Raw genomic sequence first — 15062 nt, 5'->3', positions numbered from 1 at the left:
CCCAACAGGCTACCGCCGCACGGCGCGGGGACCGGTGTCAGTAGTCGACCGGCCCGGCCGGCACGGCATAGCGCATCCGGGCGAGCGCCGGTGTCTCGACGACCTCCAGGTCCGTACTGACCTGCTCGCTGTAGCCCAGACCGAACCGGATCACGTACTGCTTGTAGAGCGTGACCAGGGGATCTGCGGCCAACGCGGCCTGCATCGCGGCCGGGTCACCGATCGCGGTCACCACATACGGGGGGCTGTAGGTTCGACCGTCCAGCAGCAGGGTGTTGCCCACACAGCGCGGTGCCGACGTAGCGGTGATCCGCTGGTCCTGCATCTGCACCGCTTCAGCCCCGGAGCTCCACAGTGCGTTGAGTACGGCGGAGATGTCCTGTTGGTGCACCACGAGATCGTCGGGGGAGGCATCGCGGGGGAACCGGCCGTTGGCGTCGCGCTGGGCGTCGGTGAGCGTCACCACCAGGCCCGGCCCGTGCATCGCCTCCAAACCGGCGGCCTCGGCGAGTTGCTCGGTGCGTTTGCGCATCGCCGACAGGGCAACGCCGGAGCCTCGGCCGTGTACCGAACCCACGGCGGTTGCCAACGTGTCGCGCTGCGTGGTGAGTTCTTCCACCGTGGCCTGGGTCGAGCGGACCAGGTCGACCAGCCGGGGGGCGTCCCCACGGCGGATCTCTTTGCCGCCGGAGACACCGTGGGTGGCCGCCAGCAGCAAGCCGGCCAGTAAGCAGACCAGCGGGACTCCGAGCTGCCATGGGGAGCGGCGGCCGGGAGACGGCGGCCCGTTGCGCTCCATCGGCTCTCCCGTTCTCGGTTAGATTGTGCTGCTGGGCTAATCTCGTACCGACCCATACTCGCAGCTTCACGCCGCACCGTCCCGAGGTACCGATGCCCAAGTCCAAGGTTCGCAAGAAGACCACCAGCTTCACCCCCTCGGCGGTGAGCCGTACCCCGGTCAAGGTGAAGGGCGGCCCATCCAGCGCATGGTTCGTCGCCCTGTTCCTGGGGCTGATGCTCCTCGGACTGGTGTGGCTGATGGTGTATCAGCTGGGGGCCACCGGACTGGACGCTCCCGCGGCGCTCAACTGGATGGCTGAGCTGGGCCCGTGGAACTACGCCATCGCGTTTGCCTTCATGATCACCGGGCTGTTGCTGACCATGCGCTGGCACTGAGCTGCGCAGACGCGGTATTTCGGTTATGTCGCGCCGCCGCCGATGCCAGCTGGGCAACCAAGCAATTGCTCAATCACAACGATGTGATTTATCCCCACTGTGGACAACTCCTGTAGATAACTTTGAAACCCGCAGGTCGAAATGACTCAGGGCGGGCAGGAGCAAACCGAATGGTCGCCGCCTTCCGGCGGAATCGCTGGTTGCGCGCTTGTCGGGGCAGCGTTAGCTATCAGCGCTGTGACGGTCGCCACAGATGCGCCCGGACGTGTTCTCGCCGGCATTGCCGGAGTCGGCCTGCTGGTGTTTGCCGGATTCTCCTGGCGGGCCCGGCCCAAGCTTGCGCTGACGTTCGACGGCCTGGCGGTGCGCGGTTGGTGGCGCACCCGGGTGCTGACCCCGGACAGCCTGACCCGGCTTCGCGTCACGGAGTATCAGCGCATCGGGCGCAAACACCGGCTACTCGAGATCGAGACGCGCGATGACCAGATGCTGATCCTGTCGCGGTGGGATCTGGGAACCGACCCGCGCGACGTGTTCGAGGCGCTGTCAGCGGCCGGTTACACCGGCCGCTGAGACCGTTGTTTAGGCGACGGTGATCGACTCGATCACGACCGGCTCGGTGGGCCGGTCGGCGCGGTCGGTCGCGGTGGTGGCGATGGCGTCCACAACGGCCTGCGAGTCCGGGTCCACGACCTCACCGAAGATGGTGTGCTTGCGGTTCAGGTGCGGGGTCTGGCCCACGGTGATGAAGAACTGCGAGCCGTTGGTGCCGGGACCGGCGTTGGCCATCGCCAGCAGGTAGGGCTTGTCGAACACCAGCTCGGGGTGGAACTCGTCCTCGAACTTGTAGCCGGGCCCGCCGCGACCGGTGCCGGTCGGGTCGCCGCCCTGGATCATGAAGCCGCCGATCACCCGGTGGAACACCGCGCCGTCGTAGAACGGCCCCGCCGAGCCGCCGGAGGCGTTGGTGGTCGAGTACTCCTTGGTGCCCTGGGCCAGGCCGACGAAGTTGGCGACGGTCTTGGGGGCGTGGTTGCCGAACAGCGCGATCTTGATGTCACCGCGGTTGGTGTGCAGCGTGGCAGTTGCGGTGGCAATAGAGCTGGAGGTCATGGGATCACAGTCTGCCATTCCCGGCGTGGTGGGCTGCGTCACGGGTAGCGTTGTGCCCATGCGCCTGGCGACCGAGACCCCGTTGACCCACCGAGAGCGCCTGACGCGGGGGCTGGCCCATACCGCTGCCGGGCCGGTGGACGTGGCGCGGGGCGCCGTGGGGCTCAGTGGCGACGCAGTGCGCCGCGGGGCGGTGGAATTGCGCCGGCGTTATCGCGAGAGCCAGCTGTCCGACCGGGTTGCCGAAGCCGCCGAAGCCGCGGCCCGGGAGCTTGCCGCCGCCCAAGAGGCCGTTGCCGCCTTCCCGGAGCTGCTGGAAGGTAGCGCTCCTCGCCGTCATGTTCGCCGGTCTTGGGTGATCGCGGCGGCCACCGGTGCGGCGCTGCTGGCGGGCGGGGTCGCGGTGGTGGTGATCCGCCGCTCGAAGCGGCCGGAGGAGCCGTCGCCGCGCCCACCGAGCGTGGACGCACAGCACAAGATTTAGTACGCCGGGGGGCGACGCGTTCGCGGTCGCATTGTGGAGCCTAGGAGATTCGAACTCCTGACATCTGCCTTGCAAAGGCAGCGCTCTACCAACTGAGCTAAGGCCCCTGGTGGGACTCGTGGGCCTAGGAGGACTCGAACCTCCGACCTCTTCGTTATCAGCGAAGCGCTCTAACCGCCTGAGCTATAGGCCCGTAGTCGTCTGCGACCGAGCGAGATTACCGCACCGGGCGCCCGCTCACCAAAATGCCGCCGCCACCCGGCCGGTCAGTCCCGGTCAGCCAGGGTTACCTCCACGCCGCCGACAACGTCGGTGCTGAGGTTGTAGATCACCACGCCGAGGGTGGCCATCGCGGTCAGCACCACCACGTTCACCAGCCCGATCAACGCGGCGCCGCCGAAAATCGAACCGGCGGAAACCAGTTCGGCGGCACTGTTGTTGGTCAGCAGGTCACCCACGTTGCTGTTCAGCTTGCTCCAGACACCCATCGCGCCCAACGCGACGTACAGCACCGCCACCGCGATCATCCAGACGAAGAACAGCGCCGTCGACAGCAGCAACGACACCTTGAGCGCGCTCCAGGGGTCGATCCGCCGGATCTGCATGCTGGCCCGCAACGGGCCGCGCGGCCCCGCCGACACCGGGGGGCGGCGGACCGCAGAGCGGCGCTGCGCCGGTTCGGACAGATCCGGCAGCTCGCTGCCGTAGGCGTCGTCGGGCTGGGCGGGCTTCACCGGCGGCACGGCCTTGGCTGCCGCCTTGGCCGGTTGCGCCGGCGGCTTGGCCTGCGCCGGCGGCTTAGCGGGAGCCGGCGGCTTGGCCTGCGCCGGGGCTTTGGCCGGAGCCTGCTGCGGCGCACCGGGCGCGGGAGGCGCTGTCGGGGCGGCCGTACCGGACACGAACCGGCGTATCCGCTCGTCAACGCCGGGGGAGTGCGAGCCGGCGTCTGCGGGCCGGGCCGGGCCGGGCGGCCGGCCCTGGCCGCCGCGTTGCCACGGCGGGGCTTCCCCGGTCTCGGTAATCCGGCCGGGACGGCCCGGGGGCCGCTGGCCTGCGTCGGCCGGACCGTTTCCGGCCGACTCCGCCTTGCCCCCGTTGCCCGGGTGCCCCGGCTCGTTCGGTGCGCTCACCCACGGCTCCTTACCTGCGTATCCCCACCGCGCCGCGGCCGGGTCTCGGTCGGGTTCAGCTACCCGAGTCCTCGTCGGCCGCCTCTTCGTCGGCGTTCCGCGCAATCGCTATCAGTGTGTCGCCCTCACCCAAGTTCATCAACCGAACGCCCTTGGTCTGCCGTCCGGCCTTGCGAACCTGCCGCGCCGCGGTGCGAATCACTCCGCCGCCGGAGGTGATCGCATACAGCTCGCTCTCGTCGTCGACGATCAGGGCCCCGACCAGCCGGCCACGGCGTTTGTCGTACTGGACGGTCAGAATGCCCTTACCGCCACGGCCCTGCGTGGTGTACTCCTCGATCGCGGTCCGCTTGGCATACCCGCCAGCGGTGGCCACCAGCAGATAGGTGCCCTCCCGGACCACATTGAGCGACAGCAGGTAGTCCTCGGCGTTGAACCGCATACCCTGCACACCGGAGGTGGCCCGGCCCATCGGCCGCAGCGCCTCGTCGGTCGCCGAGAAGCGGATGGACTGTCCGAGGGCCGACACCAGCAGCAGGTCGTCCTCGGCAGAGCACAACATCGCGCCGACCAACTCGTCCCCATCGCGCAGGTTGATCGCCACGATGCCGCCGGAGCGGTTCGAGTCGAAGTCCGTCAGCTTGGACTTCTTGACCAGTCCGTTGCGGGTGGCCAGCACCAGATACGGCGCATCTTCGTAGCTCTTGATCTGGATGACCTGAGCGATGCGCTCCTCGGGCTGGAAGGCCAGCAGGTTGGCGACGTGCTGGCCGCGCGCGGTGCGCAACGCCTCCGGCAGGTCGTAGGCCTTCGCTCGGTACACCCGGCCCTGCGTGGTGAAGAACAGGATCCAGTCGTGCGTCGAACAGACGAAGAAGTGCGCCACGATGTCGTCCTGCTTGAGGCCGGCGCCCTGCACGCCCTTACCGCCCCGCTTCTGGCTGCGGTACAGATCGGTCTTGGTGCGTTTGGCGTAACCGGTCTCGGTGATCGTGACGACGACATCCTCGCGGGCGATCAGGTCCTCGTCGGCGACGTCACCGTCGGCGGGGATGATCCGGGTCCGGCGGTCGTCGCCGTGCTTCTCGACGATCTCGGCGAGCTCGTCGTGCACGATCGCGCGCTGCCGCTCCGGCTTGGCCAGGATGTCTTCCAGGTCAGCGATCTCGGCTTCGATCTTGGCCAGGTCGTCGATGATCTTCTGGCGTTCCAGCGCGGCCAGCCGGCGCAGCTGCATGTCCAGGATCGCTTGCGCCTGAATGTCATCGATGTCGAGCAGTTCGATCAACCCTTGGCGGGCCACGTCGACGGTCTCCGACCGGCGGATCAACGCGATGACTTCGTCCAGGGCGTCGAGCGCCTTGACCAGGCCGCGCAGAATGTGGGCCCGTTCGTTGGCCTTGCGCAGCCGGTAGGTGGTGCGCCGCACGATCACGTCGAGCTGGTGGGCCACGTAGTACCGGATCATCTGGTCCAGCCGCAGGGTGCGCGGCACGCCGTCGACGATCGAGAGCATGTTGGCACCGAAGCTGGTCTGCAGCTGGGTGTGCTTGTAGAGGTTGTTCAGCACCACCTTCGCCACGGCGTCGCGCTTGATCTCCACGACGATGCGCAGACCCACCCGGTCGCTACTCTGGTCTTCAATGTTGGCGATTCCCACCAACTTTCCGTCGCGCACCTGCTCGGCGATCGACGTGATGAAGTTGTCGTGGTTCACCTGGTACGGCAGCTCGGTGATGACCAGCAGGGACCGCCCGCGCGAGTCCTCCTCGATTTCGACCACACCGCGCATCCGGATGGAACCCCGGCCCGTGCGGTAGGCGTCGCTGATGCCCTGGGAACCGACGATCAGGCCGGAGGTGGGGAAGTCCGGGCCCTTGACCCGCTCCATCACCGCTTCCAGGGTGCTCTCTTCATCGGCTTCGTGGTTGTCCAGGCACCAGAACACCGCCTCGGCGAGTTCCCGCAGGTTGTGCGGTGGGATGTTGGTCGCCATACCGACCGCGATACCGCCGGAACCGTTGGCCAGCAGGTTCGGGAACCTGCTGGGCAGCACGGTCGGCTCCTGCACCCGGCCGTCGTAGTTCGGAACGAAATCGACTGTTTCCTCGTCGATTTCGCGCAGCATCTCCATGGCCAGCGGGGTCAGCCGGGCCTCGGTGTTGTGGCTGACGAACCCGTTGGTGACGAACGCATGGTCCTCGGTGTCCACTCGCAGGCTGTAGACTGGCTGGACACCCGCCCCGGCGATCGACTCGACCGCGGCATAGTAGAAACGCCCATCGGTCAGTTCGGAAGCGATAGCACGAACATCCGGGTCGGCTATATGACTCAAAATCTCAGCGCCCTGTTGCCGCCAACGAGAGAGGCTGTCGATGTTGTGCTTGTGCAACCATTCCTTGTCGACCCATCGGCTGCCGCAATGCGTGCGGATGAACTCCGCCAGGCCCGGAACATGATCTCCGTCCCTGCCGGCACACGGCGGCAGGGATGACAGGATGCCGACCAGCTTCTCCTGCTTGACGCCGCCGAAGCCGATTTGGCTTGCGAACAGTTCGGCCTGGCTCCGGTTGGTGATGACGACCTTGTGCTCTCCGGTGGCGTGCCGGTACCGCTTGGACACCACGCCGAACTCCAGCAGCATCTGCTGCACATCCCTGGCAAGCCGCTCGCTGCGCGTGGAGTACGACACCTGAATCGTATTGCGGGGCAGCGCCGAGCAAGACCCATCGCCTTCGAACAACGCCTGCAGGAACGCTCGCTTGGCGGCCACAGGGGTCTGCCAAATCCAGTCCGGGACCGATTTATCCGCTGATCGCTGGCCAATGAGCTCTGCCAGCCGTGACCGCTTCAGGTCGGCGAGGTTCTGGACGTCGAGCTCATGCAGCAACGAACCCGACCTGATGATGCGCTGCGACACATATCGATTGCCGCCAACGACAGCGTCGTAGGCGGCAACAACCATGCCGAAGTAGTCGGCGTCGAGGTTGTTGAAGCCGGCGCGGTTCTCGGACACGAAGCCTTCGCTGACGAATGCGCCCGCCAACAGGGCTTCCATGGTCGTGACCCAGTCTGCCGGACCGAACTCGGTCGGCGGCGTCCGTTGCAGCGCAACGTGATCGCCGGGACGGATCTCCTCAACCAACTTCCACAGCAGAGTGGGTACGCCGCCGACGTCAACGAGGCAGAGCAACGGGTGGTTTGCCGTACCGGTGACTTCATAGCCCTCGGCGGTTCGCACACGGTACGTCTCATGCTCACCGGAGTGGAACAGTCGATCGGCGACCACCGGGTTGCCGTGTCGGTCCAGAACCTTCAACTCGACGTCATTGTCGGAGTTGGGCCGGGCGCCCTGCACCACATCGCCGATGCGCACCGACTGGCCGAAAGGCAACCGCACCAGTGCCTCACCGGTGACGCAGTAACGCATGGCGGCCGCGGGGTCGTTACCCGGCGACCCGAAGTTGCCCTGACCGTCGACCAGGGGGTAGCGCAGCGACCAGGGCTGGGCCATCCGGACCAGGGTGTCGTAGATCGAGGCGTCACCGTGCGGGTGGTAGTTACCCATCGTTTCGGCAACCGACCGTGCGGATTTCGCGTGGCTGCGGTCCGGCCGGAATCCGGAGTCGTACATCGCGTAGAGCACCCGGCGGTGCACCGGCTTGAGACCGTCACGAACTTCGGGAAGGGCACGGCCCACGATCACGCTCATGGCGTAGTCGATGTAGCTGCGCTGCATCTCCTGTTGGATGTCGACCGGCTCGATCCGGTCTACCGAGTCGTCTCCGGGTGGCAGCGTGGTGTCTGTCATCTATTCCTCGTTCTGTCAGAGGTCAGTCGGGTCGGATATCGCGTTATCTCGTCGACGTCGTCCAACGTCGCGGTACATCGCTAAACATCCAGGAAACGCACGTCTTTCGCGTTCCGCGTGATAAAACTGCGCCGGGCCTCAACGTCCTCGCCCATCAGGATCGAGAACAGCTCGTCCGCTGCGGCGGCGTCGTCGAGGGTGATCTGACGCAGCACCCGCACACTGGGGTCCATCGTGGTTTCCCACAGCTCCTTGGCGTCCATCTCGCCGAGACCCTTGTAGCGCTGGATGCCGTCGTCCATGTTGATCTTCTTGCCGGCGGCCTTGCCGGCCTCGAGCAGACCGTCGCGTTCGCGGTCGGAGTAGGCGAATTCGGCCTCGTTACCGCGCTGCCACTTGAGCTTGTACAGCGGCGGCTGCGCCAAGAACACGTGTCCGTGCTCCACCAGCGGCCGCATGAAACGGAACAGCAGGGTGAGCAGCAGTGTCGAGATGTGCTGGCCGTCGACGTCGGCGTCGGCCATCAGCACGATCTTGTGATAGCGCAGCTTGGAGATGTCGAACTCGTCGTGAATACCGGTGCCCAGGGCGGTGATGATCGCCTGGACCTCGTTGTTCTTCAGGACGCGGTCGATGCGTGCCTTCTCGACGTTGATGATCTTGCCGCGCAGCGGCAGGATCGCCTGGAACATCGAGTCCCGGCCGCTCTTGGCCGAGCCGCCGGCCGAATCACCCTCCACCACATACAGTTCGGACTTGCTTGGGTCGTTGGAGCGGCAGTCGGCCAGCTTGCCGGGAAGGCCGCCCAGATCCGTAGCGCTCTTGCGCCGCACCAGTTCTCGGGCCTTGCGGGCGGCCATCCGAGCCTGCGCCGAGGAGACCGCCTTGTTGATGATGGTCTTGGCTTCGGCAGGGTTGGCCTCGAACCAGTGGCCGAGTTGCTCATTGCAGACCTTCTGCACGAACGACTTGACCTCGGTGTTGCCCAGCTTGGTCTTGGTCTGGCCCTCGAACTGCGGCTGAGACACCTTCACCGAGATGACCGCGGCCAGACCCTCCCGGATGTCGTCGCCGGTGAGGTTGGGGTCTTTGTCCTTGAGCAGCTTCTTGTCTTTGGCGTATTTGTTGACGACGCTGGTCAACGCCGACCGGAAGCCCTCTTCATGCGTTCCGCCCTCGGCGGTGTTGATCGTGTTGGCGAAGGTGTGCACCGACTCCGAGTAACCACCGTTCCACTGCAGAGCGATCTCGACTTCGTGTCCGGTTCCCTTGCCGTCGAAGTCGACGATGGTCGGGTGAATCGCGGTCTTGCTGCGGTTGATGTGTTGAACGAAATCGCGCAGGCCGCCCGGGTAGTGGAAGACACGGTGCTTGACCTTGTGCGGGGCGACGGCCTCGGCGGCCTGTTCCTCGGCGGTCTTCGGGGCTTCGGCGGTGTCGCTGACCACCTCGTCGACGACCTCTTCGACCCGCACCCGCTCGTCGGTCAGGTCGATGGTCAGGCCCTTGTTGAGGAACGCCATCTCCTGCAGGCGCCGCGCGACCGTCTCGAAGTCGTAGGTGGTGGTTTCGAAGATGTCCGGATCAGCCCAGAATCGGATGGTGGTGCCGGTCTTCTTGCTCTTCTCACCCTTGCGCAGGGTTCCTGGCACCGACTTGTCGTAGGTCTGGAACCACTCGTAACCGTCCCGGAAGATGTCGGCTTCCAGGCGGGTCGACAGCGCGTTGACCACCGAGACGCCGACGCCGTGCAAACCGCCGGAGACGCTGTAGGCGCCTTCTTCGAATTTTCCGCCGGCGTGCAGCACGGTCATGACGACGTCCACCGTCGGTACGCCGGTGGCGTGCATCGCCACCGGGATGCCACGACCGTCATCGGTGACCTCGACGCCGCCGTCTTCGAGGATGCGCACCGTCACCTTGGAGGCGAACCCGGCCATGGCCTCGTCGACCGCGTTGTCGACCACCTCCCAGATCAGGTGGTGTAGACCGCGTTCACCGGTGGAGCCGATGTACATACCGGGTCTTTTGCGGACTGCTTCGAGGCCTTCGAGAACCTTGATCGAATCGGCACCATACTTGTTTTGGGCAGCCACGGTCGGGGAGCTCTCCTCAGGTTCGCAAGTCAGCATTCGCCGCATCACTCAGGTGTATGGGCGGGATACTGAGCCAGTCTACCTTGGGGTCCCGACGGCGAGCATTTTCTCGGGGTGTTTCTGCCTATCTGGTTGCGCCGTGGCGTCGATATCACGGTTTGCCTCGTGTCCGGCCGCTGGCCGGAACGATTTTTTTGCTCGTAGCGCCACTGAGCCGCCCGATTCCGGCGGCGCCTCAGCCGTAGGTGTCGCGCGGTCCCCGGCCCGAGACGTGCAACGGTCCTTTGCGCCACGACGGCGCGGTCGGACCGGTGATCTTCAGGGTCTTGACCACGCCGTCACCGACGGCGGCGGCGATCTTGGCCAGCAACTGGGCCTGGACCAGGCGCAACTGGGTGGCCCAGGCGGTCGATTCGGCCACGACGCTGAGCACACCGTCGGAGAGCCGGGTCGGGGTTGCGTGCGAGGCGATGTCGTCACCGACCACCGAACGCCACTGTCCCAGCACCGTGCCTTCGGCCACTTGTGCTGACCATCCTCGGGACTGCGCAAGATCGCGGGTGGCCGCGCCCAGGGTCTGGGGATCACGCCGATCCGGTCCCGGCCCCGACCAGCTGCGGCGACCGCCACCGGTAGCCGGGGTACGGCGGCGCAGCGGGGCGCGGCGTCCCTGCCCGACGTCTTTGCCCTGGCTGCGGGCCGCTTCGCGCGCTTCGGCAAGGGTCCGGCGAACAAGATCCATGCCAGTCAGCCCGGCCAGGTGCGCCGGTGGCTGCAGAGCCGGTTCGTCCTTCGACTCGTCGAAGTCGGTCACGGAATGCCACCAACCAATTCCGACACCCTGCCCTCGTCGCCTTCGGTGACGGCGATCCGAATCTGGCGGGCTTGCCAGTCGGCGGGGATGTCGTCCGGGACGGCCGCGGTGATCAAGACCTGTTCGGCCGACGCGGCGACGCCGGCCAGCGCCCGGCGCCGCGCCGCGTCCAATTCCGCGAAGACGTCATCGAGCAGCAGCACTGGTTCGGCACCCTCACTACGGAGGAGTTCATAGGAAGCCAATCGCAGCGCCAGGGCCATCGACCACGACTCACCGTGGCTGGCAAAGCCTTTCACCGGCCGGTCGCCGAGCCGCAACTCCAACTCATCGCGGTGCGGGCCCACCAAGCACACGCCGCGGTCCAACTCCGCGCTGCGGCGGCGCGCCAACTCGGCGAGCAGGGCCTCTTGTAGTTCGGCCGCGCCCTGGTTCTCCGCACCGAGGGCGATCTCCAGTTTTGGCCGATAGGCCACGGCGGCGGTCCTGGTCCCGGGCGCCAGCAGTTGGTAGGCCTTCTCGACTTCCGGCGCCAACTGGTTGACCAGCTCGATCCGGGCGGCCATCAGCTCCGCACCGTGCAGGGCCAATTGGGAATCCCACACGTCGAGGGTGTCGAGCACCGCTCGGTCACCGCGATGCAGTGCACCCGGCGCACTCTTGAGCAGTGCGGTGCGTTGTCGCAGCACCTTGTCATAGTCGGCCCGCACCGCGGCGATCCGCGGACGGCGCACGCTTGCCAACTCGTCGAGGTAGCGGCGGCGCTCACCGGGATCTCCGCGCACCAGCGCCAGGTCTTCCGGGGCGAACAACACCGCGCGCAGTACCCCTATGACTTCACGGGCGTGCCGCACCGGGGCGCGGTTGAGCCGCACCTTGTTGGCTCGGCCTGCGGCGATCTCCAGATCAACCGCCAGTTCGCGGCCCTCGTTCACCACGATCGTAGAAACCACCGCGCGAGTGGCGCCGGATCGAATCAGTGGCGCGTCCGTGGCCACCCGGTGTGAACCCAAAGTGGATGAATACCACAGTGCTTCGACAAGATTGGTCTTCCCGAAGCCGTTCGGCCCGACCAGCACCGTCGCGCCCGGTTCCAGTTCCAGGTCGACGTGCGCCCAGGACCGGAAATCCCGCAGGCCCACGTGGCGGACATACACCGAGAAACCAACCCCTCCCGTCGTCGGGGCCCGCGCCGATCAGCCGGGCAGGCGAACCGGCATCAACAGGTAGACGTAATCCGACGGCACCGCCGGGAACGGACCATCACCGATCAGCGCCGGATCCTCCGCACTGGCGGGGCGCAGCACCGCGGGTTTCTTCGGATCGGTGAAACCCATCGACACCTTCTCGCTGTGCAGCGAACCCAAGCCGTCCGTGAGGTAGGTCGGGTTGAACGCGATGGTCAACGGCTCGCCGACGAAGTCGATCGGCAGATCCTCCTCGGCGCGGCCGACATCTTCGGCGCCCGCCGAAAGGCGCAGGGTGCCCTCGGACAACTCCATGCGCACCTGCGCACCCCGGTCAGCCACCAACGCCACACGCTTGATCGCTTCGGTAAGCTCGGCCACACCGATGGTCGCTACCGCGAGATGTTCGCTGGGCAATAGCTGCCGGAACTTCGGGAATTCCGCATCCAGCAGTCGGGTGGTGCTGCGCTTTCCAGCGCTGGTGATTCCCAACAGCCCCTCGTTGCCGACCGCCGCCCCAGCTCCCAGAGCCAGGTGCACCTCGTTGCCGTCGCTGCTGGCCTTCGCCGCTTCGGCGAGAGTTTTGGCCGGAACCAGTACCGCGGCTTCGGTACCTGGTGCCGCGGTCCAACTCAACTCTCGGACCGCCAGACGGAAGCGGTCGGTCGCTGCCAAAACCACTGTATTACCAGAGATTTCGACACGTATGCCGGTCAACATGGGCAACGTGTCGTCGCGGCCGGCCGCCACGGCTACCTGGCCGATGGCCTCGGCGAACACATCTGCGGACAACACACCGGTCTCGTCGGGCAGGGTCGGCAGGGTGGGGTAGTCCTCGACCGTCATGGTCGGCAGCGAGAATCGTGCGTTACCACAGGTCAAAGAGACCCGGGTGGCCTCGACCTGGACTTCGACCGGCTTGGCGGGGAGTGCCCTGGTGATATCCGAAAGCAGTCGACCGGACACCAAAACGCTTCCCGGAGAAGCGATCTCAGCGGCCAGCTGAACTTCAGCGGAGACTTCGTAGTCGAATCCGGACACCGTCAGGCCGTTGTCGGAACCGGTCAGCAGCACCCCGGCCAGCAGTGGCACGGTAGGCCGGGCCGGCAAAGACTTCGCCACCCACGCCACCGCGTCAGCGAAGTCATCCCGGTCCAGGCGGAACTTCAAGTCGGTCAGACCCGCGTTCGTGGTCGCCGCGTCCATAGCGTCCTCTCGTCACCCCGATATCGAGCTCTACCCTGCGGCGACTGGTGAACACCCCCACCCGCGGCCGTGCAACGCCCCACGCCGAAGTGTAAGAGCGGTAGGTCACCAACCGTAGAGCCTGGACGGCCTTCTTGAAAGTTAAACCTCGACACCGAGTGGCTCAGGACGGGCTTGGCCGGCGCGGAGACGAGCCGGTTGTGAACAGGCCGGGTTCACCCGAATCCCCAACGACCTGTTTTTAGAAAGAATCGAGGGATAACTTCCAGTATTAGTAGTAAGCCCTGTGGATGGTGGGTACAGCGTGGCATCGTCGCTGCTGAGCGGGGGCGCGGGGTTGGGGAGGAGCGGTGAATGACACGCCCGGGCCGGTCGGCGCGGCTGTGCATGAAGCAGTCGGTGTGTATCGACTGACGGTTCCTCATTCGATCGTGGACAGGTTGTCCGCAGCGGTATCCACAGGGCCACACCGTGACGGGTGGTACGAGTGGGTCCAAAGTTTTTTTGTAAGAACGTCCGCAACAACAGCCCGGGAATCAGCGCTTGGCGCGCTGCCGGATCCGGGTGGTGAGCTCTTTGACTTGATCGAAGACCTCACGACGCTCGGCCATCTCGCCGCGGATCTTGCGCTCGGCATACATCACGGTGGTGTGATCACGGCCGAATGCCTGGCCGATCTTGGGCAGCGACAGGTCGGTCAGTTCGCGGCACAGATACATCGCAATCTGGCGGGACTGCGCCAGCGGTCGGGTCTTGCCGGGACCGCGCAGTTCCTCAACTGAGGTGTCGAAGTACTCGGCGATCACCGCCATGATGATCGCGGCGCTGATCTGCATGGTGCTGGCGTCGGCGATCAGGTCACGCAACACGATCTCGGCCAAGGACCGGTCGATCGGGGTCTTGTTGAGCGAGGCAAATGCGGTGACTCGGATCAGCGCGCCCTCGAGTTCCCGGATGTTCCGCTCGATGCTGGTGGCGATGAGTTCGAGCACGTCGCCCGGCACGTCGAGGCGCTCCATCTGCGCCTTCTTGCGCAAAATGGCGATCCGGGTCTCCAGATCCGGCGGCTGGACGTCGGTGATCAAGCCCCATTCGAAACGAGTGCGAAGCCGATCTTCCAGGGTGGCAAGCTGTTTGGGCGCCCGATCGGACGTGATCACGATCTGCTTGTTGGCGTTGTGCAGAGTATTGAAGGTATGGAAGAACTCTTCCTGGATACCTTCTTTCCCCTCGATGAACTGGATGTCGTCGACCAGCAGCACGTCGATGTCGCGGTAGCTGCGCTTGAACGCGACCTTGCGGTCGTCACGAAGAGAGTTGATGAAGTCGTTCGTGAACTCTTCGGTGGAGACGTACTTGACGCGCATCCCGGGGAAGAGCCGCTGGGTGTAGTTGCCGGCCGCGTGTAATAGATGGGTCTTGCCCAGTCCGGACTCACCCCAGATGAAGAGCGGGTTGTAGGCACGCGCCGGTGCTTCGGCGATGGCCAAGGCGGCGGCGTGGGCGAATCGGTTGGAGGTTCCGATGACGAAGGTGTCGAAGGTGTAGCGCCGGTTGAGGCTCGCACCGTCGGCCGTGGGCGAGTCATCACTGGGTCGTTCGGTGAAATAGTTGGGCCAGTCGTATTCGACGTCGGTGGTCTCGTCGTCCTCTTCGTCGGCGCGGACGTCGGCGGCACCGTCGGTGTTCGAGGTGCTGGGTTGCTCGTCGGCGGCTTGTGGCGAGATCCGAACACCGAGCTCGATGGCGTGACCGAGGCGCCGGCTGAGCGCCTCGGTGATCTGGGCACGCAGATGCCGTTCGATCTCGTTCTGGACGAAGCTGCTCGGAACCGCCAACAGGGCGAAGCCCTCAACGATGGCCAGCGGGTGGACGAGTTTGAGCCAGGCCTTCTGCTGTGGAGTCAGGGTTGGGGCCGAACCGTTGGTTGGTGGGGCGTCACCGTTGAGTTCGGCTACTACCTCGTCCCAGAGACTGAGGAACGCAGTGCCGGGGTCCTCACTCAAAGCCCCATCCCCCTGGTTCGACGCCGTCTGGCCGGGCAC

Annotated in this window: 12 protein-coding genes and 2 tRNA genes; 3 read left to right on the top strand and 11 right to left on the bottom strand. The window is 65.8% G+C overall.

Annotation, left to right across the window (positions count from 1 at the left end):
- Positions 1-37 precede the first annotated feature (37 nt).
- The gene (locus tag K3U94_RS00070; protein ID WP_047321137.1) at positions 38-799 is read right to left on the bottom strand and encodes a DUF881 domain-containing protein; all 762 of its coding nucleotides are present in this window, start codon (positions 797-799) and stop codon (positions 38-40) included.
- Between the two features lie 92 nt (positions 800-891).
- Between K3U94_RS00070 and crgA the strand changes: the two genes are divergently transcribed.
- Positions 892-1176, top strand: a complete 285-nt coding sequence (gene crgA / locus K3U94_RS00065; protein ID WP_047321136.1) for a cell division protein CrgA — start codon at positions 892-894, stop codon at positions 1174-1176.
- A 141-nt stretch (positions 1177-1317) separates the two neighbouring features.
- Complete coding sequence (locus tag K3U94_RS00060) at positions 1318-1749, top strand: PH domain-containing protein (RefSeq protein ID WP_220695210.1); 432 nt, start codon at positions 1318-1320, stop codon at positions 1747-1749.
- 9 nt (positions 1750-1758) lie between these two features.
- Here the strand turns inward: K3U94_RS00060 and K3U94_RS00055 are convergent, their stop codons facing one another.
- Complete coding sequence (locus tag K3U94_RS00055) at positions 1759-2307, bottom strand: peptidylprolyl isomerase (protein WP_220696602.1); 549 nt, start codon at positions 2305-2307, stop codon at positions 1759-1761.
- 40 nt (positions 2308-2347) lie between these two features.
- On the opposite strand from K3U94_RS00055, the gene cwsA reads away from it, so the two are divergent.
- On the top strand, positions 2348-2773 hold the full coding sequence (cwsA, locus tag K3U94_RS00050; protein WP_220695209.1) for a cell wall synthesis protein CwsA: 426 nt from the start codon (positions 2348-2350) through the stop codon (positions 2771-2773).
- Between the two features lie 34 nt (positions 2774-2807).
- Here cwsA and K3U94_RS00045 read toward each other — a convergent pair.
- The 9 genes from K3U94_RS00045 to dnaA all read right to left on the bottom strand — a co-directional run bounded on the left by K3U94_RS00045 (position 2808) and on the right by dnaA (position 15023).
- Positions 2808-2880 (bottom strand) — tRNA-Ala (locus K3U94_RS00045).
- A gap of 12 nt (positions 2881-2892) precedes the next feature.
- Positions 2893-2966 (bottom strand) — tRNA-Ile (locus tag K3U94_RS00040).
- Positions 2967-3039: 73 nt separating this feature from the next.
- Positions 3040-3903, bottom strand: coding sequence for a DUF3566 domain-containing protein (locus tag K3U94_RS00035; RefSeq protein WP_220695208.1), 864 nt, complete (start codon positions 3901-3903; stop codon positions 3040-3042).
- A 55-nt stretch (positions 3904-3958) separates the two neighbouring features.
- Positions 3959-7714: an intein-containing DNA gyrase subunit A gene (gene gyrA, locus K3U94_RS00030; protein ID WP_220695207.1), complete on the bottom strand. Its 3756-nt coding sequence runs from the start codon at positions 7712-7714 to the stop codon at positions 3959-3961.
- A gap of 80 nt (positions 7715-7794) precedes the next feature.
- Entirely contained in the window at positions 7795-9846 is a 2052-nt protein-coding gene (gene gyrB / locus K3U94_RS00025) for a DNA topoisomerase (ATP-hydrolyzing) subunit B (RefSeq protein ID WP_109519704.1), read from the bottom strand.
- Between the two features lie 199 nt (positions 9847-10045).
- Complete coding sequence (locus tag K3U94_RS00020; protein ID WP_047321130.1) at positions 10046-10624, bottom strand: DUF721 family protein; 579 nt, start codon at positions 10622-10624, stop codon at positions 10046-10048.
- A complete protein-coding gene (gene recF / locus K3U94_RS00015) occupies positions 10621-11781 on the bottom strand; it encodes a DNA replication/repair protein RecF (RefSeq protein ID WP_047321129.1) in 1161 nt (386 codons plus the stop codon). Before recF ends, K3U94_RS00020 begins: the two co-directional genes overlap by 4 nt.
- Before the next feature lie 39 nt (positions 11782-11820).
- Positions 11821-13017 carry a DNA polymerase III subunit beta gene (gene dnaN, locus K3U94_RS00010; RefSeq protein WP_220695206.1) on the bottom strand — a complete coding sequence of 399 codons (1197 nt, stop codon included), beginning with the start codon at positions 13015-13017 and terminating at the stop codon, positions 11821-11823.
- Between the two features lie 536 nt (positions 13018-13553).
- Entirely contained in the window at positions 13554-15023 is a 1470-nt protein-coding gene (gene dnaA / locus K3U94_RS00005; protein ID WP_220695205.1) for a chromosomal replication initiator protein DnaA, read from the bottom strand.
- Positions 15024-15062: the final 39 nt, after the last annotated feature.

The organism is Mycolicibacter heraklionensis (assembly GCF_019645815.1).
Taxonomy (GTDB): Bacteria; Actinomycetota; Actinomycetes; order Mycobacteriales; family Mycobacteriaceae; genus Mycobacterium; species Mycobacterium heraklionense.
Note: the sequence above shows the minus strand (reverse complement) of the source record. Positions and strands in the feature narration are given on the sequence as shown.

Excerpts from the sequence above, each read along its gene's own strand:
- gyrA (WP_220695207.1), bottom strand. The coding sequence starts at position 7,714 with ATGACAGACACCACGCTGCCACCCGGAGACGACTCGGTAGACCGGATC.
- cwsA (WP_220695209.1), top strand. The coding sequence starts at position 2,348 with ATGCGCCTGGCGACCGAGACCCCGTTGACCCACCGAGAGCGCCTGACG.
- K3U94_RS00060 (WP_220695210.1), top strand. The coding sequence starts at position 1,318 with ATGACTCAGGGCGGGCAGGAGCAAACCGAATGGTCGCCGCCTTCCGGC.
- gyrB (WP_109519704.1), bottom strand. The coding sequence starts at position 9,846 with ATGCTGACTTGCGAACCTGAGGAGAGCTCCCCGACCGTGGCTGCCCAA.
- K3U94_RS00055 (WP_220696602.1), bottom strand. The coding sequence starts at position 2,307 with ATGGCAGACTGTGATCCCATGACCTCCAGCTCTATTGCCACCGCAACT.
- dnaN (WP_220695206.1), bottom strand. The coding sequence starts at position 13,017 with ATGGACGCGGCGACCACGAACGCGGGTCTGACCGACTTGAAGTTCCGC.
- crgA (WP_047321136.1), top strand. The coding sequence starts at position 892 with ATGCCCAAGTCCAAGGTTCGCAAGAAGACCACCAGCTTCACCCCCTCG.
- K3U94_RS00070 (WP_047321137.1), bottom strand. The coding sequence starts at position 799 with ATGGAGCGCAACGGGCCGCCGTCTCCCGGCCGCCGCTCCCCATGGCAG.